The 20,937-nt window shown below is 44.9% G+C and carries 18 protein-coding genes and 3 pseudogenes; 6 read left to right on the forward strand and 15 right to left on the reverse strand.

Annotation, left to right across the window (positions count from 1 at the left end; genetic code table 11):
* Positions 1–754 precede the first annotated feature (754 nt).
* On the reverse strand, positions 755–1,147 hold the full coding sequence (locus ACE5KN_RS24610; protein ID WP_375527365.1) for a transposase: 393 nt from the start codon (positions 1,145–1,147) through the stop codon (positions 755–757).
* A gap of 258 nt (positions 1,148–1,405) precedes the next feature.
* Here ACE5KN_RS24610 and ACE5KN_RS24615 point away from each other — a divergent pair.
* From ACE5KN_RS24615 to ACE5KN_RS24640, 6 genes and pseudogenes are all read left to right on the forward strand, one after another.
* Positions 1,406–2,002: pseudogene (locus ACE5KN_RS24615) on the forward strand (reverse transcriptase domain-containing protein); the annotation flags it as partial.
* A gap of 391 nt (positions 2,003–2,393) precedes the next feature.
* Positions 2,394–3,725, forward strand: coding sequence for an ABC transporter substrate-binding protein (locus ACE5KN_RS24620; protein ID WP_375527366.1), 1,332 nt, complete (start codon positions 2,394–2,396; stop codon positions 3,723–3,725).
* A 14-nt stretch (positions 3,726–3,739) separates the two neighbouring features.
* Positions 3,740–4,612, forward strand: a complete 873-nt coding sequence (locus ACE5KN_RS24625; protein ID WP_375527367.1) for a carbohydrate ABC transporter permease — start codon at positions 3,740–3,742, stop codon at positions 4,610–4,612.
* Positions 4,602–5,489 (forward strand): carbohydrate ABC transporter permease, encoded by an 888-nt coding sequence (locus ACE5KN_RS24630; RefSeq protein ID WP_375527368.1) that lies wholly within the window; start codon positions 4,602–4,604, stop codon positions 5,487–5,489. The genes ACE5KN_RS24625 and ACE5KN_RS24630 overlap by 11 nt, the downstream gene beginning before the upstream one ends.
* A gap of 487 nt (positions 5,490–5,976) precedes the next feature.
* A pseudogene (locus ACE5KN_RS24635) lies at positions 5,977–6,304 on the forward strand (family 4 glycosyl hydrolase).
* Positions 6,305–6,359: 55 nt separating this feature from the next.
* Positions 6,360–7,066, forward strand: a pseudogene (locus tag ACE5KN_RS24640) (family 4 glycosyl hydrolase).
* 147 nt (positions 7,067–7,213) lie between these two features.
* On the opposite strand, the gene ACE5KN_RS24645 reads toward ACE5KN_RS24640, so the two are convergent.
* From ACE5KN_RS24645 to ACE5KN_RS24710, 14 genes are all read right to left on the reverse strand, one after another.
* The gene (locus ACE5KN_RS24645) at positions 7,214–8,188 is read right to left on the reverse strand and encodes a LacI family DNA-binding transcriptional regulator (protein ID WP_375527369.1); all 975 of its coding nucleotides are present in this window, start codon (positions 8,186–8,188) and stop codon (positions 7,214–7,216) included.
* A 26-nt stretch (positions 8,189–8,214) separates the two neighbouring features.
* Positions 8,215–9,684 (reverse strand): sucrose phosphorylase, encoded by a 1,470-nt coding sequence (gene gtfA / locus ACE5KN_RS24650; RefSeq protein WP_375527370.1) that lies wholly within the window; start codon positions 9,682–9,684, stop codon positions 8,215–8,217.
* Positions 9,685–9,695: 11 nt separating this feature from the next.
* Positions 9,696–10,655, reverse strand: coding sequence for a carbohydrate kinase family protein (locus tag ACE5KN_RS24655; RefSeq protein WP_375527371.1), 960 nt, complete (start codon positions 10,653–10,655; stop codon positions 9,696–9,698).
* Positions 10,656–11,166: 511 nt separating this feature from the next.
* Positions 11,167–12,225, reverse strand: coding sequence for a hypothetical protein (locus ACE5KN_RS24660; protein WP_375527372.1), 1,059 nt, complete (start codon positions 12,223–12,225; stop codon positions 11,167–11,169).
* A gap of 95 nt (positions 12,226–12,320) precedes the next feature.
* The gene (locus ACE5KN_RS24665) at positions 12,321–14,135 is read right to left on the reverse strand and encodes a VirB4 family type IV secretion system protein (RefSeq protein ID WP_375527373.1); all 1,815 of its coding nucleotides are present in this window, start codon (positions 14,133–14,135) and stop codon (positions 12,321–12,323) included.
* A 17-nt stretch (positions 14,136–14,152) separates the two neighbouring features.
* Entirely contained in the window at positions 14,153–14,977 is an 825-nt protein-coding gene (locus tag ACE5KN_RS24670; RefSeq protein ID WP_375527374.1) for a C39 family peptidase, read from the reverse strand.
* A gap of 3 nt (positions 14,978–14,980) precedes the next feature.
* Positions 14,981–15,661, reverse strand: coding sequence for a TraC-like domain-containing protein (locus tag ACE5KN_RS24675; protein ID WP_375527375.1), 681 nt, complete (start codon positions 15,659–15,661; stop codon positions 14,981–14,983).
* A gap of 21 nt (positions 15,662–15,682) precedes the next feature.
* Positions 15,683–17,350 carry a DUF8193 domain-containing protein gene (locus ACE5KN_RS24680; RefSeq protein WP_375527376.1) on the reverse strand — a complete coding sequence of 556 codons (1,668 nt, stop codon included), beginning with the start codon at positions 17,348–17,350 and terminating at the stop codon, positions 15,683–15,685.
* A 59-nt stretch (positions 17,351–17,409) separates the two neighbouring features.
* On the reverse strand, positions 17,410–17,991 hold the full coding sequence (locus ACE5KN_RS24685; RefSeq protein WP_375527377.1) for a DUF6550 family protein: 582 nt from the start codon (positions 17,989–17,991) through the stop codon (positions 17,410–17,412).
* A 106-nt stretch (positions 17,992–18,097) separates the two neighbouring features.
* Entirely contained in the window at positions 18,098–18,634 is a 537-nt protein-coding gene (locus tag ACE5KN_RS24690) for a hypothetical protein (RefSeq protein WP_375527378.1), read from the reverse strand.
* On the reverse strand, positions 18,631–19,026 hold the full coding sequence (locus ACE5KN_RS24695) for a DUF4320 family protein (protein ID WP_375527379.1): 396 nt from the start codon (positions 19,024–19,026) through the stop codon (positions 18,631–18,633). Before ACE5KN_RS24695 ends, ACE5KN_RS24690 begins: the two co-directional genes overlap by 4 nt.
* Positions 19,027–19,048: 22 nt before the next feature.
* Positions 19,049–19,921 (reverse strand): type II secretion system F family protein, encoded by an 873-nt coding sequence (locus ACE5KN_RS24700; RefSeq protein WP_375527380.1) that lies wholly within the window; start codon positions 19,919–19,921, stop codon positions 19,049–19,051.
* 18 nt (positions 19,922–19,939) lie between these two features.
* Complete coding sequence (locus ACE5KN_RS24705) at positions 19,940–20,692, reverse strand: JAB domain-containing protein (RefSeq protein ID WP_375527381.1); 753 nt, start codon at positions 20,690–20,692, stop codon at positions 19,940–19,942.
* Positions 20,693–20,707: 15 nt separating this feature from the next.
* Entirely contained in the window at positions 20,708–20,929 is a 222-nt protein-coding gene (locus ACE5KN_RS24710) for a hypothetical protein (RefSeq protein WP_375527382.1), read from the reverse strand.
* Positions 20,930–20,937 lie beyond the last annotated feature (8 nt).

Here is a 20,937-nt window from a genome sequence, read left to right on the forward strand (position 1 = left end):
ATCGCCTTCCGTTTAAGTGTTCGTTGATGACAGCCGCGAGGTCTTTATCGCCTGATTGTTCCCTTTGGGAAGAGCAGGGGATTGCTGCTGGAGTTCGATATTATCGAAATCGAGCAGGCCGGCTTACCGATGATCACACCGTCTTGGCTCCTAACGATCTGAAATGGTGAAATCGTTGGAGCGATAGAAGACGCTGGAGTGATAGGCGATGTCCCGTTGTTCAGTGTTCACTTGAAAAGATGATGTAAGCTGGACTTTTGGAGAAGCGACAGGCCGTAAATGCAAATTACCTGAATACCTCCTCCAATAGGGGATAACTACGTCAAACCGGCGTCGAGGTGAGCTAGCGGGGCCTGAAATCTCTCTGAGTACGCCCAGCATGGGCGTCATCTCTAGGGTGAAAGTCCCGAACGGGGGCTGGCGACGCCTATCGTAGCCAAGGGCAAGACCCTCTATGTCCAATATGGAGAATATACGTTCGGTTTTGTGATTGCGTAAATCCATAAGGGATCTTATGATTTTTATGACATTTTTTTGGAATATATTTACCTGAGACGCCCTAAAGATACTAGGGTCATATTGTTCTTGTTTTTACCACAATGCAAAAATAATACGCACCCAGTTGTTAGCTAATGAATTTATTGCCACATGGTGGCTCTTTCCTTCTTGGCGCTTACGGTAGTAATATTCTTTAGTCCACGGTTCCCTCTTACAGAACACCAAGCGAACTCGTGTAGAGCATTGCGAAAGGGTTTTACACAGGATGTTCTTCTACGTGCCTTTTATTGTACTTGCCACTTTGAAAAGCAACCGGTGAGGTACCAGCCAGAGCCTGTACACTTGAAGATGAATCGTATAGCGTGCGGTTATCACCCCATTCAGCCAGGAGTTTAGGAGCAAGTCTTTTGTCAGCCCCAGGAAGACCTGCAAAGATCGGAGCATCATTAAGGGTTTTAAACAACTGCATGATTGTTTTATCGTAGTTATCTAGCTCTTCAACCAGTACTAATAACTGCTTTATTAATACAAGTTCAAGTCTGGATTTAGCCTTAATTGTAGCTTGGGGAACACTGATTTTCGGTTGATGGACTATCTCAAGTATTTCCTCGACTTTAGCATCGGGAGACTTATGACGAAATTCAATCAAGACACTAATCAGTTCCCTGCTTAGATGCATTAACCAAAGATTTTGCTGAAGGGTAGCGTTGTAGAAACTTCTGTTCGCATAATTGAGGAATTCTAGGAAAAAACTTAAGTGCTGCGGCGAAAAACTCCTTCAAACAAGCAATCAATTGATTGGTTAACCGCGTTTGTGCTGCTTCGTTCGAAATTCCCCACAGTTATGATGGAATAAAAGAAATTCATAGAAAGACTCAAGGAACTATCTATTCCGATAAACAATGCTTTGCTAGGCACCCCGACCGTGATGGACCGCTTCCTCCAGCAGGCGCTTCTACAAGTGATGAACCCGATCTTTGACGCCTTGTTTTCCTGATATAGCTATGGATTTAGACCTGGGAAAACGAGCCCATGATGCAGTGAAGCAAGCCCAACGCTTTATTCAAAGCGGCATAAAATGGGTGGTGGACATGGATCTGGAGAAGTTCTTCGACCGTGTGAACCACGACATTCTGATGGCCCGAGTCGCCCGGAAGATAGCAGACAAGCGTATATTGAAGCTGATTCGCAGCTATCTGGATGGCTAGGTTAATTTCTGTTGGCCTCAGCCAAGAAGCACTGCGAACGGTTCGACGCTTGGATCCGCCGAAGTCTGCGCATGTGCCTATGGAAGCAGTTGAAATGGTGCGAACCCGATCCGCGAACTCCGGCGCTAGAAGTTCCGGACTGGGCTTGCTTCGTCGTGGCCAACTCCAGGAGAGGACCGTGGGAAATGTCCCGGAACACAAACAATTACCCTCCCGATTTCCTACTGAGAAGCGATGGGCTGAAAAGCATGAAAGCGTGTTATGTGGATCTTTGTCAACCTTTTGGAACCGCCTAGTGCGGACCCGCATGCTAGGTGGTTTGTGAGGATGGAGGCTAACCGCCTACTCCTACTCGATTGAAGGGCAATTTTTTACCCTGTTATCGCATTAACTTACCATTGAGGATGATATGTATCGTGTTTTATTATCATTACGACAACAGTCCTTTACAGGTTTTAAGACAAAAAAGGATTTTGAAAAGAACAATTTTTTATCCTGTGGCAAGAGTTGTATGTCTATCTTAATCTGTTGCGGGAGGTCAAAGGAAAGCTTTTTGAAGGGGGGCGGGTGTGGTGACAGTAAGGCTATAATCCTCGTGTGAAAAAGTAGTTAGGAGAACTCTTTTTTTTTCAAATAAAAAGAAAGCGGATACAATCTTGGATACTTTTTAAATCGGGAGGTATAGAAATGAAAATGAAATCAAACGTGATCCTGCGGGCTGTTCCAGCTGTTCTTGCAGGCGTAATTGCCCTTTCCGGTTGCGGCAACAGTACATCGACATCATCGGAATCAGGTGAAAATTCATCCAGCAAGACAGTCAACCTTACGATGTCTGCTTGGGGAAATCCGGCGGAACTAAAGATTTATCAAAAAGGAATCGATGCCTATACCAAAGAACATCCGAACGTAAAAATTAGATTGATCCCAGTGGCAAGCGACGGGTATGAGCAAAAACTACTGACACAACTCCAGGGGGGTAATGCGCCGGACGTATTCTATGTCGGGGATGCTACGATGTCCAAATTAGTGCAAAACGGCTCGCTTGCCGATTTGAGCGAATTTATGAAAACGAACGATAGCTACGCCAAACCGGATGATTATCCTGATGGCTTATGGGGAGCTGCAAAAGATGGCGACAAAATATATGGTATTACAATGGACTGCAATCCGTTGGTAATGTACTACAACAAAAAGATTTTTAAAGATTTGGGAATTAAGACACCTCAAGAATATTTTGATGAAGGCAAGTGGAACTGGGCGGCTTTTGATGAAGTAACGAAGAAGTTAAAGGACGCCGGCAAACAAGGGTATATCGGTGAAACATGGACAATGGATACCTGGATTTGGTCAAACGGAGGTCTCTCCTATGATGATCAAGGAAACTATGTAATGGATCGAAATCCAAAGGCTCGTGAAGCCATCAAATTTGTAAACGACTTAAGGGAAAAGGGCCAAATTAAATACGCCGGCTCTCTTCCAAAGGGTCAAGGATTGGATGCCATGTTTATGTCCAATCAAGTGGGGATTGTAGCCGCAGGACGCTGGTTAACTCCCATGTTCAGTCAAATGGAAAATCTTGAATTCGATTATATCTATTGGCCATCCAATACAAATAACAAAATGGAGCCAGTACAAGTTCCCATAGCCTTCTTTGCCGTAAACAAAAAGTCTAAAGAGCAAGAAGAAGCAATGAAGTTTGTGACTTTTTATGTATCCAAAGAAGGCCAAAAACTACGGCTTGCCGGAAATAGCAGTGCAGTTCCGTCGGTTAGCGGTATTGACGATATTGTAACAAGCGACAAAACGATAGAGCATCCTGAGTATTTTCTTGATGCTCGTGAAAAAGGTTATGCCAACGGTTCCCTTAAGTATTTCACAGGGCGTATTCCTGGATTAAGCGAAAGAGTAAACGACCAATACGATTTGTTGCTGTTGGGGAAACAAGATGTGGAGACAACAATCAAAAATATCTCACAAGAAACGAATAAATTAACAAAGGACTATAAAATGGGCAACTAATTGGAGGGGGAGTCATGCGTAATCGTCAAAGGACGTTAGCGGGATATCTTTTTATCTCGCCGCAACTAATCGGTCTGCTTATCTTCTCTTTATTCCCGGTTGTATACGCTTTCGTATTAAGTTTTATGAATTGGGATGGGTTTGGCGCCAGAACCTTTGTTGGCGTCGCAAACTTTATGTATCAGTTCCACAATCCGGATTTTTGGATTGCGATAAAGAATACAGTCTATTATATGGTATTGGTGATTCCGTCAAGTATTATCCTATCTCTGCTCATTGCAGTTGGGCTGAACAAGGTGAGAGGGAAGGAACTTTACCGGGTATTTTACTTCATGCCTGTAGTAACTAGCTCTGTTTCTATCGGGGTTATTTGGATGTGGATATTAAACGGTGACTTTGGGATTCTAAATCTGCTACTTTCATATATCGGAATTAATGGACCTGATTGGCTGACCGATACGAATTGGGTTATTCCTTCTATCGCTATGCTTAGTATTTGGTCGGGACTTGGCAACAACATGGTTATCTTTCTCGCTGGATTGCAGGGGATTTCAAGAAGCTATTATGAGGCTGCCGAAATTGATGGAGCTTCACGTTTTAAGCAGTTCTTGAACATTACCTTGCCATTGCTTTCACCTACAACATTTTTTATTGCCATTATGTCTGTTATCGGCTCCTTTCAAGTTTTTGATCAGGCCTTCGTAATGACAAATGGCGGGCCAGCTAAAGCAAGTTACACTTTAGTGTACCATATTTATCAAGAAGGTTTTATCGACTTTAAAATGGGACAGAGTGCCGCTTCAGCAATGATTCTGTTTGTCATTATTCTGATCTTCACTCTTATCCAATTTAAAATGTCAAAAAGGTGGGTTCACTATGGCGAATGACGTTGTGGGAGCTGTTGATAAGAATGTTATTCTGGACAAACAGACAAAGGTAAAGAAAAAAATAAAACCGTCTCAATTTATTCTTCATGCTGTATTAACTCTCGGAGCAATAATGATGATTTTTCCTTTTCTATGGACTTTAAGCAGTTCATTGAAGGATATATCACAGACTTTTCTAGTGCCGCCGAAATGGATCCCTGACCCATTTAAATGGTCAAATTATATGGACTCCTTGACTGCAATGCCGTTCGGTAGAGCATATTGGAATAGTTTCTACATCACGGGAGTTTCTGTATTGGCTACATTGCTTACAGCCTCAATGGCAGCATATGCGTTTGCAAAAATTCGTTTCCCTGGGGCCAACATTTTATTTATTCTTTTCTTGTCGACCATGATGATTCCGAGACAAGTAACGATGATACCCTTGTATATTATTATGACGAAAATAGGTTGGATTGATTCCCACTTATCATTGATAGTTCCAGGTGCCTTATTTAATGCATTCGCTGTCTTCTTATTGAGGCAATTTATTATGGGTATTCCGAAAGAAATGGAAGAGGCTGCATTCATCGATGGAGCCGGAAGTTTTAAAATCTACTGGAGGATCATTATACCGTTAATTCGTCCTGCCTTGGCGGCTGTTGGGATTTTCGTCTTTTTAGGCTCCTGGAATAACTTCCTTGACACTTTAATTTTCTTGAATACACCAGAGAAATTTACAGTACCGCTGTTACTTAATACATTTAAAGGTCTGTATATTGCAGATTGGCCATTGATGATGGCCGGAACTACAATCTCTGTAATTCCAGTATTAATTATTTATATTGTAGCGCAAAAGCAAATTATTGAGGGAGTCACACTTACAGGCATTAAATAAACAATTTTCTGGGAGGATTACTAAAGCACGCCAAATGCGTACTTTTATTAACATTATTAAGTTTTCTCTCGCTCCACTAACTCGACTGGAAGAATATTCTCGGCCCATCGGTGCACGAACCTTTCTCTGCTATGCGAAAGGGATGGCGACGCGCGGGAAACTAAAACTGGAAGAACCCGAATTACGGGTCAACAGGAGGAGAAGGAACATTCCCGTCGGTGACACCTACTGGCATTTTCCCAAGGACAGCCCAGGATCGCAAACACATTTTTTTCGTCCCTTTGGGCCGCTCCCGCGCTTCACTTGGGCTGCGTCCCCCACCGGGACAACATCATTTCAACTTATTCATTTTTCAAAGAGCAGAAGGAATAAGAGCAACCCCAAATCAGGAGATGCTCTTAACATACAAGGAGGATAAATAATGAACAAAATTACATTTATTGGAGCAGGTAGTACCATTTTTGCGAAAAATGTATTGGGAGATTGCATGATGGTACCTGCCCTTCGTCATCAACGCTATTCAAGTTGGCGAGTATAAACCAAGCATCGTGATCGATTTTGAAATTCCAAAAAAATACGGTCTTCGTCAGACGATTGCTGATTCAATCGGGATTGGCGGGATTTTTTAGAGCGCTCAGAACCATACTGTATTATTCGACATCTCAAGGGATATTGAGGACATATGCCCTGATGCTTGGTTTTTAAACTACACGAATCCAATGGCTTCTCTAAAAGGGTGCTATGCTTCGATATACGAATGTCAAAACCGTTGGGTTATGCCACAGCGTTCAAGTATGTACAAAGGATCTCTTTAAAGCATTAGACTTGAATCCTGATGGTTTGGAAGAAAAAATCGCAGGAATTAACCATATGGCTTGGCTGCTGGAAATAAAAAGGGATGGAGAAGATTTATATCCAGAGATTAAACAACGTGCAAAACAAAAACAGATGTCCAAACATCATGATATGGTTCGCTTTGAACTCATGGACAAATTCGGATATTATGTTACAGAATCCTCCGAGCATAATGCAGAATATCATCCTTATTTTATTAAGCGAAGCTATCCTGAACTTATTGAAAAATTCAACATACCGCTGGATGAATATCCGCGCCGTTGTGAACATCAAATCCGAGATTGGGAGCAAATGCGGGAATCTCTTACAACAAACACAAATCTTGTTCACGAACGTTCTGAAGAATACGGCTCCAGAATTATCGAAGCGATGAAACCAATAACGCTTTCAAGTTTGGGGGCAATGTATTGAATACAGGCGGGCTCATTAGCAATTTACCTCGTAAAGCTGTTGTAGAGGTAACGTGTATCGCTGATCGCAGCGGAATAACTCCTTGTTATATTGGGGACTTGCCCGAGCAGCTTGCCGCATTGAATCGAACGAACATTAATACCCAACTGCTAACCATTGAGGCGGCCGTCTTCAGGAAAAAAGAGCATGTATACCAGGCAGCCATGTTGGATCCACATACAGCTGCAGAATTGTCCCTAGATGATATCATTTCTTTATGTGATGACTTAATTGAAGCGCATGGAGAATGGCTACCTGCCTTTGATGATTAGAAACGTTTTACAGCCACCCGTTAAGGTGTAATTTCAACAAACTGAATGATGGGATCTTCAAGCAGCCAAGCACGTATTTTGAATCTTGGCTGCTTGGTAATTTAGGTAATATAAAAAAGTACGCTAATTGCGTACTTTTAGATCAGTTCAAGTTGTCTCTCGCTCTACTAACTCAACTGGAAGAATATTCTTCTGGCAAATCGACTCTAAATTCATTTGTTTTTGAATTAAATTTACTGCGATTCGTCCCATATCCTCAATCGGTTGCTTGATCGTTGTTATGCCCGGGCAGATCCAAGATGCTATGCTAACGTCGTCGTATCCAACAATTTTAATTTGACCAGGAATATCTTTACCCATCTGTTCACACTTTTTGATTACATGCGCAGCGATAATGTCGCTGGTGGCGAACACACCATCCAGATCGGGGTGAGCTGCGAACATATTAGATATTATATATTCGTACTCCTCTTGATCAAAAACATTCATTTTGGTTTCAAGAACGACGGTTTCGATGCCTGCACTTTTTGCAGTATTATTAAATCCCTTGGTCCTGAGGTTGGAGAGCATATCTAAAGATTGATTCCCGCAAATATGGACAATCTTTCGGCAGCCTTTTTTTATCAGCAATTCAGCAGCTAATCGGCCTCCTTGCTCATTATCCGAGGCAACAAATGGAAAATCATCGATAAAGCGATCGACTGTTACAATTGGATAATTCAAATTACGATAAATCTCTGTATCCAATGTATGGCTCCCCATTATGATGCCATTTACCTGGTTCCTTTTCATCATTTTTAAATATTCCCGCTCTTTGACTGGATCCAACTGTAAGTTGCACAAGAGCAGTTTGCATCCTTGTTCGTATGCATAATGCTCTACAGCATAGGTGAACTCACCGAAAAAGGGATGAGAAACATTAGGAATGATCAAGCCGATGACATTGGATTGCTTACTCAATAAGGAGCGAGCAAGTTCGTTAGGTTGATAGTTAAGCTCCTCGATAGTTTGATAAACTTTCTGACGGGTTTCCTGGCTGATGTATCCCCGGTTGTTTAGTACTCGAGAAACGGTAGTGACTGAAACTCCCGCTCTCTTCGCCACATCGTATATTGTCGCCATATTGTCCCCTGCATCTTTTTTGTTAATCAGACGATATATTCAATCAAGTTGTTATTTTCATCAATATATTGGACAGTGGTTCTCTTGGTTATAAGGTCAACAAGTAGTTCGCAGTATTTTCCATTATGATCCCAGCGCAACCTAACTTCTTCTTTTGATGATATCTTTACTTTAAACTCCCCGTCAAATGCCTCATAATCATTCCGGAATTGAATAAGCTTCAGAAGTCGCTGCACGACTTCTTTTTTTAGCGAGTGTTCGATTTCTTCAAGAGTGTAGTTGTGACGGTTAATTTCTCGGCCATCACCGGTTTCCTTAAGGCGATCGTAGTCATTTTCTCCGGCAAGCAGCCCTACATAATAGACCTGTGGAATTCCGGGAACAAAAAATTGAATGGCTCTTGCAGCAAGATATGAATCATCATCGCAATTAAGTACGGAGTAGTAGGTACAGCGAATCTGATGCACATCGAACCCGTCCTCCCCTTTATGCTCATCCGATAGAACTAGGCTGAGATTGGAGCCTCTATCCAAACAAATGTTCACGAGTTCTTGTGCCTCTGTGGTATTGATTAGTCCGTCCAAATCAGGCTTAACCGGGATGCCGTCATGGCAGTCAAGCATCGTGAACTGCTTGGCGGGGCGGGTTTTTAAGTAGTCGCAGAGAGCTACACTAGACTGGTTGATAATGGCTTGCAGAATGCGGTAGGGTAAAATAAAGTCGTAAATCCAGTAACCATGTTCTGCTAATTTATACTGAATGGAGTGATGTGAGTGTACTTCTGGAAGCAGTTCAATCTCTAATGATTCAGCAAGATCCTTGATCCAACCAAGAAAATCATAAATTTCTGGTTCAACGAAAAAACAACTAGTTCCCAGTTTCTTAATAACGTATCCCACCGCATCCAAGCGAACAATTTTGACATTGTATTTTTTAAAATTTTCGAAGAATAAGGTGAGGATCTGTTTTGTCATTTCCGAACGAATATCTAAATCAATTTGTTCAGAAGGATCCGTCTTTCCGAACGTAGTCCATACTCTTTCATATGTGTCGCTCTCTTGAATTTGAAAAGTTGAGTATGGCAGTGGCCTGCGCAAGAACATCTTGTCTATATCTTTTTGTACGGGGATCCCATCTTCCCAGAGTTTATCTAAGGTGAGGAATAGGTCTGAATATTTTGAGTTACGACCGTATCTTAGAAAGTCTTGAAAGTATTCCGATTTCTGTGAAATATGATTAACCATCAAGTCAACTAGGATATCGAACCGTTCACCAATTTCACGGATATCATCCCACGTTCCAAATGAGGGGTCAATTTCAAGATAGGTAATCGGAGCAAAACCCCTGTCGCCTGAAGAAGGGAATGGAGGGAGGATATGCACACCACCTTTAAAAATTTCCGAAAAATGTGAAATGAGTACATTCTTTAACGTTTTTAAATCTCCGCCAAGCGAGTCAGGGTATGTAATCAATTGTACTTGATTTTTTAATGGCATGTTTGTTCCTCCTAAATTTGGTATAAGGAGCTAATGACTTCAAGTTTGGGCAAGTCTATGACGGCACCGGTAAATTGTAATTTGTAAGCACTTGTAGCAAACCCCATACGAAGAGATTCACGAATCGTATAACCTTTTATAATCCCACTATAGAACCCTGACCAAAAAGCATCTCCTGCTCCAGTAGTATCTATAACTTCTGTGGCTAATGATGGAAATTCTTCGACTGAGCTGCCGTTAGATACAATCGCTCCTTTTTTGCCCATGGTCAATATAACTAATTTTGCTCCGAGCTCAAGAAACTTTTCAATGTATCGTTCAGGGATGTCGCTGCCGAATAGGCGCTCAGCATCGTCCTCAGATGGTTTCAGAATATCGCTTTTAGCAATAATTGATTTGACATAGCTGACCCCATCTTCGCCATTTTCCCAAAGCATCTCATGATAATTAGGGTCAAAACAAATGAGTACATTGTTTGCTTTTGCCATTTCGATTGCCCTCTCGATTGTCTGACGGGAAGGATATCTAGAGAGTGGCCAGCAGGAAAAATGCAATAGCTTAGAATCTTTTAGGTATTGTTCAAGTTTTGGAGTGTAGATTAGTTGATAGTCAGCCCCTCTATAAAAAATCGGTATGGGCGTAGATTGGCTTTTCGTCAGTAACACCATGCTTGTAGCCTTATGTACTGTTTGAATGCAATCGGTATTCATTCCGGCACTCTGGAGTTTTTTCATAAGAAAATCTCCTAATCCATCATCTCCGATTGCTGAAGCGACTACCGAGCGAATTCCAAGTTTTTTTGCGTTCATCGCTATATTAGAGGGTGATCCTCCAAAATACCTCTGATAAGTATTGCTAGTGGCATCCTCACCGTACTCGGTTGATATCAGGTCAATAAGAATCTCTCCGATTGCCAACAAGTCATTACTTTTGTTGTTTTGAAAGTTAATCCTTTCATCTAGGTTAAGCATGGCTTTCCTCCCCAAACTGAAATGTAAGATTAACTCCTATTTTATATGCCAATCGTTTGACATGTCAATCGATTGGCATATAAAAATACCTTCCCCGTACGCAATTTGGACTCTTGGAAACCTTCTTTTTGAATAGTACAACTAGGTTAAGCTGGCCTATATCGTGAGAGAAGCAAGACGGGGAGGAATACCTGTGACTAAGCCTGAAATCGGGCTCGACCGGAGGCTTTTATGCCGACCAGAAACCTGATCGACATGGATTTAAATACTTTATAATCCCCAAAGTGGCTTCGGATAAGATTACGGTAACAAGTAGCATTTTGTAACCATTTCACATAAACCACAAATTCAAACTTAGAAACCTGTTCCTCGCCGCAGTTTTTTGTATAATGATTCAATATTCTACAAAGGACATATTTAGAACGAGAGGGACTTATCTTACTACGTTGGATGGTTTGTTAATGGGTTAATTGCGAATATTATTTTTTATCGAAGAAAACGCACAAAAAATTTAATAGAAATGAGTGATTTGAAATGTATGTGTGTCTTGCGGGTCAAAGACTATAATATATTTACTTAGCAGTTGCAGATAAACGGATGCGTTAATTTTATCATCAAATAAATCGTGCGAATTGCCTCCAAAGATCAAGTTGTTATTCATGCTCTCAACATAGGGGCGGATGTTTTTTGGAACGCATAGTGCCAAAGGATGGACCTCAATTTCTTTACACCGTTGAATCGCCCGATAAAATACCGGCAATTCATAAGGCATAGCCGAACCGCAGAGGACACGTATATCTGCATTTATGAAAGTTTTGGGCAATATTTTTTCGCTAAGAACTCCACAATCGATCACGATGAAATTATAGTCTCGGTTTAACTCATTGGTAAAATAGAGATCGTGACCTTCAATAACATAGGCCTGGCCATCTTGTTCAGGTTGAAAGAGTTGCACGATATGTGCCAGATGCTTGCTCATGTTCGCTTCTAGATAGCAGGCAGAGCCTCCATGATGGTTTATCCAGCACATCAAATTCATTGCGGTGGTCGTAACGCCAACTCGTCTGTCGCTTCCAGCAATGGCGATATTAATATTTTTACAATCAAAACGGTATTGTTGCTCTTCATAAGTGGAAGAGTCTTTCTTCATGATATCTGGTACGGTTGAGACGGGGGAGATAAAGCGCTGCAACCCCTGCTCAGAAAAACACTCTCTAATTTCAGCACGCAACGGATCGATTTCATCAGCTGTTGCGATATTCGTAATACCTGCTTCCGTCAATTGAAGCAAGAAAGAGCTGCTTTCCGGCAGCCCGATCGCAATCACAATGAGACGGATTTCATACATGGTTTGAAACGATAATAGAGCTTGAACCATCTCATCATCAGATTCAAGGATCGCCTTTCGATCAATGGCTACAAATCGCACATGACTGAAATGCCGCATGTCTTTGACCACAAAAGACAGGAGTGAAAACTGCCCCGTCAGTTTCTTTACCGGTAGATTCTGCTCTTGCTCTATCATATCTAATAAATTGACGTGATCATTACTGGTCAGATATAAAATCATAGTCAGCCTTCCTTCATGAACAATAAAATCGTCCCCACAATTACAAGAGCGACATAGAGGAAAAGCTCAAGAAGCTGTTTCTTTTTGTCCACGCCTTACCGTCCTCCCGCCGTTCCCATGTAAGTGAACTTGTACTCGGGAATCTCAAAATGGACATGCATGCGCTTGGAGCCGATCATCAGCAAAGCGTGTTCACGTTTTTTACTTGCCAATAATTCCTCTTCCGCTTCGGTCAAGTTGTATAGCTCCCGAGTCTCTTGCAAGTTTTTTCCATCAGTCCCCATTAGTATTTTGATGCAAGGGATATCGAGCAGGGCTTGTCCGTACATTTTGACCTCGGGAGCCAGGAAGTCGACAACACTGTGGGAGATGATCGCAAGGCCCGCTTCATATTTCCGAGCGCGCTTTTCAACATTTCGGAGGAAGACGAGGCTCTGTGGTACGTTCGGGTCGATCATGAGGTAAGATTCATCGCAGATGAGGAGCACCCGCTCATTCCGATCCCGTGACATCTGTTCCCAGCACCAGGACAGCAGATTAAAGTATTGGGTTCGCTTGATGTTGTCGGAAGTGTTTTGCAGTGAGTGAGTATCGAGACAAATGCAGCGGCTGCGGGTTTGAATAGTGCTGTGGCCGTTCCAAAGGAAGGCGTCTCCGCCGCGCGCAATGTCGTGAAGCAACAAGGCCAATTCTTTATAGACTTCGTCGCCATGCTTTGTTTCTTTGGCTTGCAGGAGATCATAGAGATCGGAGAAAGTGGGGAAATCGGAATTGCTGAGTCGGCTAATGTCCGTGTCCCAGGTGATTTGAAACTGATTATATAGTTCAATCAGGCATTGTTTAAGAACGGCTTTCTGCATCATCGTCAGGTCGGGAACGTAGAGGTTAAAGAAGATTTCCAAGTTTTTCAGATGCAATGCCATATCCGACATTCCGTTGCCTTCGTCCTTGTAGAGCGGGTGTGTTTCGTCTTCATTGTCGCGGGGAGCCGGGCGGATTTGCAACGGATTGATTTTGCCGCCTGCTCCACCGCCCGCATTAATCCAGTCGCCGTTCAATCGCTGACATAGCTCTTTGTATTCGGACTCCGGGTCAATGAAGATAACTTTTGTTCCCTTCATGTATTCGCTAATCGCAATATGCTTCACGGCTGTCGATTTGCCGACACCCGCCACGCCCATAATAACGATGTTGGAGTTTGTCCGATCTCCGCCGCGCCGCCAAAGATCAACGATAATCAGCCCGCCGTTGGCATCCTTGGCCAAATAATACCCGGTTCCATCATTGAAACCGCTGCTGGCAAATGGAAACCCGCCGACAAAGGAACTCATCGGCATGATTTTATCCAACACCTGCGCAATTTGTTCCTGTGCGGGGTACAAAGGGGAGAGGTGTTGGAAACTTTCTTTTTGCAAATGAGCCAATGTACGGATTTTGCAGCGCATCATGCTGAACGTGTTCTCCACTCTCCTGCAGGCACGCGTGAACAATCTTTCTTCATGGGCAAACGGCATGACAACTAAATTCATGAGTCCCACTGTTTCGCCATTTTGGTCGATTTGCAGCATAATATTCTCGCCATCAACCGCTGCCTTTTCGGCACGCTGTCTGGTGAGCGGGTCTTTGGCGGTGTCGGCGAGACTGCGGTTTTGCGTGATCGATTTGGAAATGGCATTGATCAAGGCGCTATTGTCGATGGGGTGAAATCCGATGGCTACCATTGTAGCAGGCAGATTGGTCAAAGTGGAAAGCCATCCGATCTCAACCTTTTGCGGATATTGAATCACACCATATACTTTGGCGGATTCTTCTCCGACAACCAGACCATTACGAGAGAAGGAGAGACCCATTGGAGTGATTGCATTTAAAAGTGAGGCATTTACACTTGGCTCGGGTGATTTTTTACTCATCGAATTCCGTCCTCCTTTCAGGGATTGATAATCCAAAATGGACCTCCGGCACCGGCGTTTTTCCGGGCTTCCTTGAGAATGATGGAAAAATCCCATTCCTTTTCGCTTCGTTTTTTGCTGGCCGGGTCGGCAACCAAGATTTGACCGTCGTCGGTAACGCCGCGCAGGACGATAAAGTGCCCGGAAGAAGTAAAATGACCTTTGCTCATGATAGCGATGATAAGTTTACCGCCAGCAAGGGCATCAATGATTTTTTGTGATTCGTTGACCGTAGCTCCCTGTACTTTTAAGCCGAAATGTTTGGCTCCATCGGGGATCAGGCTATGATAGCTGCCGGTTCCTTCCGCGAGGTAGCCGTTGTCATAAGCCCATTTGGACATGGCGACCGGATCGACAGTTTTATCCGTCAGTGTGGACACGACGATAGATAGTGAAGTTGGCCCGCAGCCAGCAACGCCGATCGTATCGCGGGGGCCATAAGGCTTGTCTGCCCAGCGTGAATCAAGTTGGTTGTAGTACACCACCTCGCGGCTCCCATCCTTGAATACCACGCCTTCATATTGCTGACCGTAACTTTCCATGTAGCTATCCTCGTTTTTTTGCACCAGTTGTGTATATCCGTAATCGGTTCGTATTTCGTCAACAACAATGGTTTCATCCGCAGTTAGCCAAAGTTTGAGCGTCTCAAAAGGCGCGGTCAGCAATTGCAGTACCATCGCGACAAGCAGTAAGAAAATGACGACGGGGGCGATGATCAGCATCAATATGCGCTTGCGGGCTTGTTCGTCAGTAGCAGCTTTGACAGCCAGGCGTGCCAGCAGTTTTGCGGTTGTCGGGTCCATCCCTCACGCCTCCATTCGGAACAGAGACGGAATTATGCTTTCCGGTTCATCGAGATCCAGATGAGTGTAAGCGGGATTGTTGACCAGGTTGCATAACCGTACGATTTCCTGCTGCTTTAAGAGATGAGCCTGCACCTGGGCATCTTCAAAGTGCTGAGCCAGTCGTTTGGCTTTCTCCAGCAAATCCCTTTCTCCGCCAGCATCCTGCCGTTGCCAGATCGCCAAATAAAATTGCCGCTCCACAACTTCGCCGGACAACGCCAGCGTGTTCATTTCCAACACTTCTTGCCGCAGCAATTCCTTTTGCGTGGCGTCTGCAACTGAAAGCAGGGAGGACAGGTCGTTAATCAATGGCGAAATATCTACCGGCCGGCTGACAGCTAGAAACTTGAAAGGAAAGCCTATGGAAGACAGTTCAGCCGTTAATTTGCGGATCAGTAACCGCTTTTCGGTCAAACTTAATAAATCCAGACTGATCGGAAAAATACGAAGGTAGCAGAGCATCCATCCGTCCATGGTATACAGGAAATGACCTTGAATATCCCTGACATTGACAAACTGCTGAGCCGTTTGCGCCGTGAGATCCGCCGCTTCTTTCGAGCGGCGTTTGCCATGACGGAGGAAAAAGAAAGCTGCTCCTCCGCCGAGCAAGCAGAGAAGCAGCATGAGGATTGGCAGCAGCATGTTCGCAGCACTATCCTTTCGCTATTTGTTTTTTTGCGGGGCGATATGCCAGTCGGAAAACAGGTTGCCGGAAATCGTAACCGGAGTTTGCAGTTGCAACGTAAGCATGCCGTCGGGTGTCCATGCATCCATTACTCGGGTGATTGGGGTATATGATCCGTCCGGGTACCAGATAGGAGTGAAATGAACCCGGCTTCGATACGTGGAATAGTCATTGGGCTTCAGCCAGAAGCTCGCGTTATATGCGCCCGTTTTCAGGTCGTGCAACCGCCAATACGACTTATATTGAAACTCGGGGAAATAGGATACAGCGGTTTGCACTCCAGTAGTATGACTACTAGGTGCATTCGAAGATATGATGGTGGACGTGCGGATATCAATACCGTATCCGGATTTAAGGGACTTGGTTGTTGAGGGTGATTTGGCGTCGGGGAGAACGGATTGCGTAGCGGACAGCGTGGCGGAATATTCTGTCCAATCGAACTCCCACCAGCCGTGGCCTTCCCCATCCGAATGCCAATGTGCCGACCAGACGCCCCAAGAGGAAGATTTCTTCGCGGTGTAGGAGGGAACAGAGGGTTGGCGGAAGCTGTCATTTCGATCTGTAGCTTTTGGATCAGGCGGCACATTTTGATTGAGATCGACAATGGAGGCGGTGATGGAATTAGCGCTCAAAGTGCCGTCAGAGGAACTGATTTGTATGGACAGCGATTGCGGTTTGCTAGGGGTACGCCACTTCATCCAAACAAGCTGGCTATCTCCTTCCGGGATGACGATATTGGTTACGGTGTAACTGCTGCCTAAGACACGAAACGTCACGCTGGCTGGGGAATCGGGTGTGATCTGGTCTGAGGTCGAAAGCCATACGGCAGTTATGACGTCGGTGTTGGCTCTGTACTGAAAGTTTGTTTGACTAGGCGGAGGTGTCACTGGTGCGTCATTAAACCGTACAATACCAAGCCCTAGAGAAGTGATGATCTGGTGATTGCTGACCCGACCGCTAGCAGAGCCGTTCCACGCGGGATACCCCAAGTCAGGAGTTTCCAAAAACATTGCCAAAGGCAAGTTTTGATGCGTAAGGCTGACCATTTTGGAGCGTAAACCGCCATTTAAGAGTTGGTCGTACAGAGCGGCTTCATGCGCGGTCATTCCCATAAAACCGCCTTGGAACGTAAAATATGCGATGGGCTCCAACAGAAGTTTGTAGTTTCCGTCCGTCAATGTGTTGTAATCGATCCCGGTATCATTGGCGACCATTTTGACGGCACCTTCTGAACAAAAGTACCTTTTGATAACCTCGATGTTGGTTACTGAATCTTCGGAACTGACAATTCTTGGCATAGGTGTGGCGGGAATCTGATAAGCATATCCTCCTACTTGCACCGACAGTGATTTTCCCACATGGTAGTGAAGTTTGCTTACTTTCCCAAAATGGATCAATCCTGTGGACGGCATTTTATTGGTGTAGTCTATGGATACGGAAACAGGCTTTTGATCCAACGCTCGAACCACAGTTATTCTTACGCCGTCATAGCCGGGAGTCCATTTATTTTGAGACGTACCTGAGCCCATACCGCCGCCGCCATTATCAATGTTCCCGTCTCCGTTGGCAAAGACATTTGAATGTGTGGGATTGATCAATAAGCAAAAAGTTAGCAGGACCCAAAGAATCCGCTTCAAAAGAATCACCTTCTTTATAAAGTAAAAAGGTACAGGCGGCTGCCTGTACCCTTGTACAAAAAATATAATCAATCCATCGTACCTACCTGTTTGTCCCAGTCTCCATCCGAACTGCTTTGCTCGCCTTTGTTGTCTCCCGAGTCTTCCACCCAACCGAAACCGGGCACATATACTTTCCCGCTATTACCTTGCTCGCCCGCCTTAGGCTCCTCCTCCGGTTCGCTCGGCTTCGTTTCCTTTTTATCATTCTTTGGGGGAGACGTCGGAGATTGCGGTTTTTTTGTCTCCTTAGGCTTCGGTTTAGGCTGCTCGTTCGGCTTCGGCGTCGACTCCGGTTCGGTAATTGGAACTTCGACATGCTGGGGTCCCTTGTCCGGCTGCAGGACAGGTTGTTCCTTGATCGTTGGTTCCTGATCCGGTTTTACGTCAGACACGACAGGGGAAGAGCTCGGAGCTTGGGTTTCGGGAGAATTTCCCATTGCACTTTTTGGTATGTCAATATCAGCAGGATCGGGGACGGTAAGGGAAGGGGTTACAGTGATAACGGGTTCGGTTTTAACAGGCTTATCCGATGAGAGGTTAAACGCTAATATCCCGATGGACCCAAGCACCACGATGCCGCCTGTAAGCAGCCAAGCTTTTCGCTTCATACGGATTCATCTCCTTTTACATAAGAAGGTCGAGAAAAGGAATGGTTACTTTTATTATACTGTATAAATCTGTAAAATCCAACTCGAACCGTGATGTGATTTGTCGTTAAAATCGTGGTCTATACACAGCCTGTACGTTCAAATCGGCCTGCATAGGGGGCAGGTGGCCCCAGCCAAAAGAAAGTGGAACCGTCAAATGGATCTTTGCCTCGGCGGTGAACTGGTATGCCGAATCCGATGACTCCGGAGCAAAGGGCGAATTCAGAATCTTTACATCAAGCCCGGAAATGCTATATTCGGTCTGGTCAGAGGATTTCCGCACGTATTCTGTTCCTTCCTTAACGAGGCCTAAATTTCGGCTAATTCGACCATAAATATCGCCGGCCGACCATTGTTCTTGCCACTCGTCTCCGGACCGGACAAACGCGCCTGAATAACTTTGACGCAATCCACTGTAGACATAACTGTAGTTTTCCGTTGCGACAGCAAGTATAGCGCTTTGCGTAGCGTCCCGTACCTGCGCGGCGATGACAGCTAGCCGAAAATATTCAAAAATACCGCAGGAGAAAATCAAGATGAATAATACGACGGTTACCGCAAGCGGGTATCCGCCGCCGGATCGGTTATTCCTAAAACGATTCATTTCCAGTACACCTCGGACTTTCCTGTTGCGGCGGCTGACAGTTCAATGGGGAATGAGCCAAAATTTCCGAATAAGCCAATGTTGACGGTTGTTCTCAAAATAACCGTAACTTCTTCGTTGATCTGAACCGCGCCGGTTTTGCTCCATTCAATAATAGGATTTAGCCCGGTTTGTTCCTGTAGTTCACGGGCACGCTCCGACGTTTCCGGTCCAATTCTACCTGCGATTTCAGCCTCGCGCGCCAGTTCATCGGCGAACGTGTTGAGCTGCTGTTGCGCCATAAATACCGGAAACACTTTGAGCGCAAGTGCGATACTCAGCATCGCCACGAGTACGATGACAACCACATCGACATAGCCTTCTCCGCGGCGGGAGGCGATGGCTCGCTGCATAGAAAGCCTCCTTTCCAAAGCGTTAAAACAGCTTGCCTAGCGCTTTAAAGATTTCCATGCCGATAATGACCATGTACGTCAGGATGAAACAACCCAGCATCATAAATGAGTATTTTCGGACTTTAGCGGGACGCTTCATCGCGATCCGTTTTAAACGCTGGATTTCTAACAGTTTAAAATCATGCGCCAGCATTTCGAAATAGACGATGCCCTGGTCACCGCGCAGAACGGCGAGTAGCCCGCGTACCACATCGGACAGCATCGTGCTGCCAATACGGGTTTCCAGCCGTAACAGTGCCGTTTCCAAATCTCCGCTTTTCATATCCGCAATCGTAATTTGCAGCTCATGGCGTAAGCCTTCACCAGCGTTACTAGCGTAGACTTCCAGTATGTGTATGACATCCCGTGAAGCCTTTAATTCCTGGGAAATAGTGGCGACAAAGCGAGGCAGTTCCGCTTCGATTTGTTCCCGTTTTTTTCGTACTATCTCATCAGCGGAGCGCATGTCTTTAAAAAAGAGGGCAATCGCCAGAAAGATCAATAACGGCGAGAGGAGAGGCAGTAAAGGAAGCGATGCGATACCCGCGCAAAAAATCAGGATAGCCTTAATGATAGCTTGTGCAACAAAGGCTTCGGGAGTGAGACGGATGCCTGCAGAGCGAAGTGTAGCTTCCGTTTTGCGTTTATAGTAAGCGGTGAGGGGCAAACGTTCGGCCAGCCATGCCGAAAGACGAAAGAGAAGCACATGTAGGCCGGACGTATTGGTTTTTCCCAGCTTGGCTGCCTGTAAAATAGCCTTTGTACTAGCCAGGGTAGAAACATGAAAAAGATCAGCCAACAACAAATAAGCTCCGGTTGCAAAACACAGTCCGAAGCCCAAAAGAATCCCAGTCATGTTCGGATAACACCTCCTTTACCGTTCCCACTCATCTTCAAGGGGACCGTGATTAGCATGCCAGGGGTTTACAGAAGCATTGTAGTGTTGCCAATCATCATGAACTATAACATTCATAGTAATGGCTTCATAACTGGCGGGGCCCTCCGCGACTCTCGGCAAATTGCCTAACTCAGCCAGTGAAACAAAACCTTTATTACCAATGATAATGTGATCGAGAATGTTAATATTCAGCGGATTAAAAATGTCGACCAATCGTTTCGTCAACAGGAGATCTTCGGCCGAAGGTTTCATACTTCCTCCGGGATGGTTGTGAGCCAAAATGATCGAGGAACAGTCGGAATTGAGCGCTGCTTTTAAAATAAAGCGCGGATAAATCGGTGCCTGGTCGATACTGCCTACAGCAAGCGTACGAGTTTCAATAATGTGATTGCCGTTATCCAAAAAAGCGACCATGAATCGCTCCCGATCCCGGATACCTTCCAGCAGCGCATTAAAGTAACTTCCGGCGTCATGCGGGGAACGTATGACCTGCTTGGCGTTTTCTTCTTCCCATTTCAGGATGCGATAGGCTCGCAGAAAGGCGTTGAGTTGCTCGAGCTTTTTTAGCTGCAACTCGGTCGGTTCCAAGGTGAGGGGACGTTCCAACACATTCATCAGATTGTTTGAAGTACCGTATCGTTCCAGCTTACGGAGCGGGATCTGGGTTAGTTTATGGACGGACTGAATAAAGTCCCGGGCGTACTTCTCTACGGAGGCGAGGTCATCCATACCTGTTTCCTCCTTTTATTGCGCGGACGGGGCATCTGGTCTGGAAAAGTGACGGATCATGACGTGCACCGCCTGCAGCTTCTCGATGCTCGCGGCAGAAAACGACGACCACTCTTGGAGTTGCCGGAAAAACTCGTCCAGCCCGTAAAGCCCAATGAGCTTTTCCAAACTATCGAATTCCTTGGCATCAGCATCAATCAATGTGCCCAGTATAACGGCGATTTCTTTGTCATTCATGGTGTTCC

Source organism: Paenibacillus terreus, from assembly GCF_042138595.1.
GTDB lineage: Bacteria > Bacillota > Bacilli > Paenibacillales > Paenibacillaceae > Paenibacillus > Paenibacillus terreus.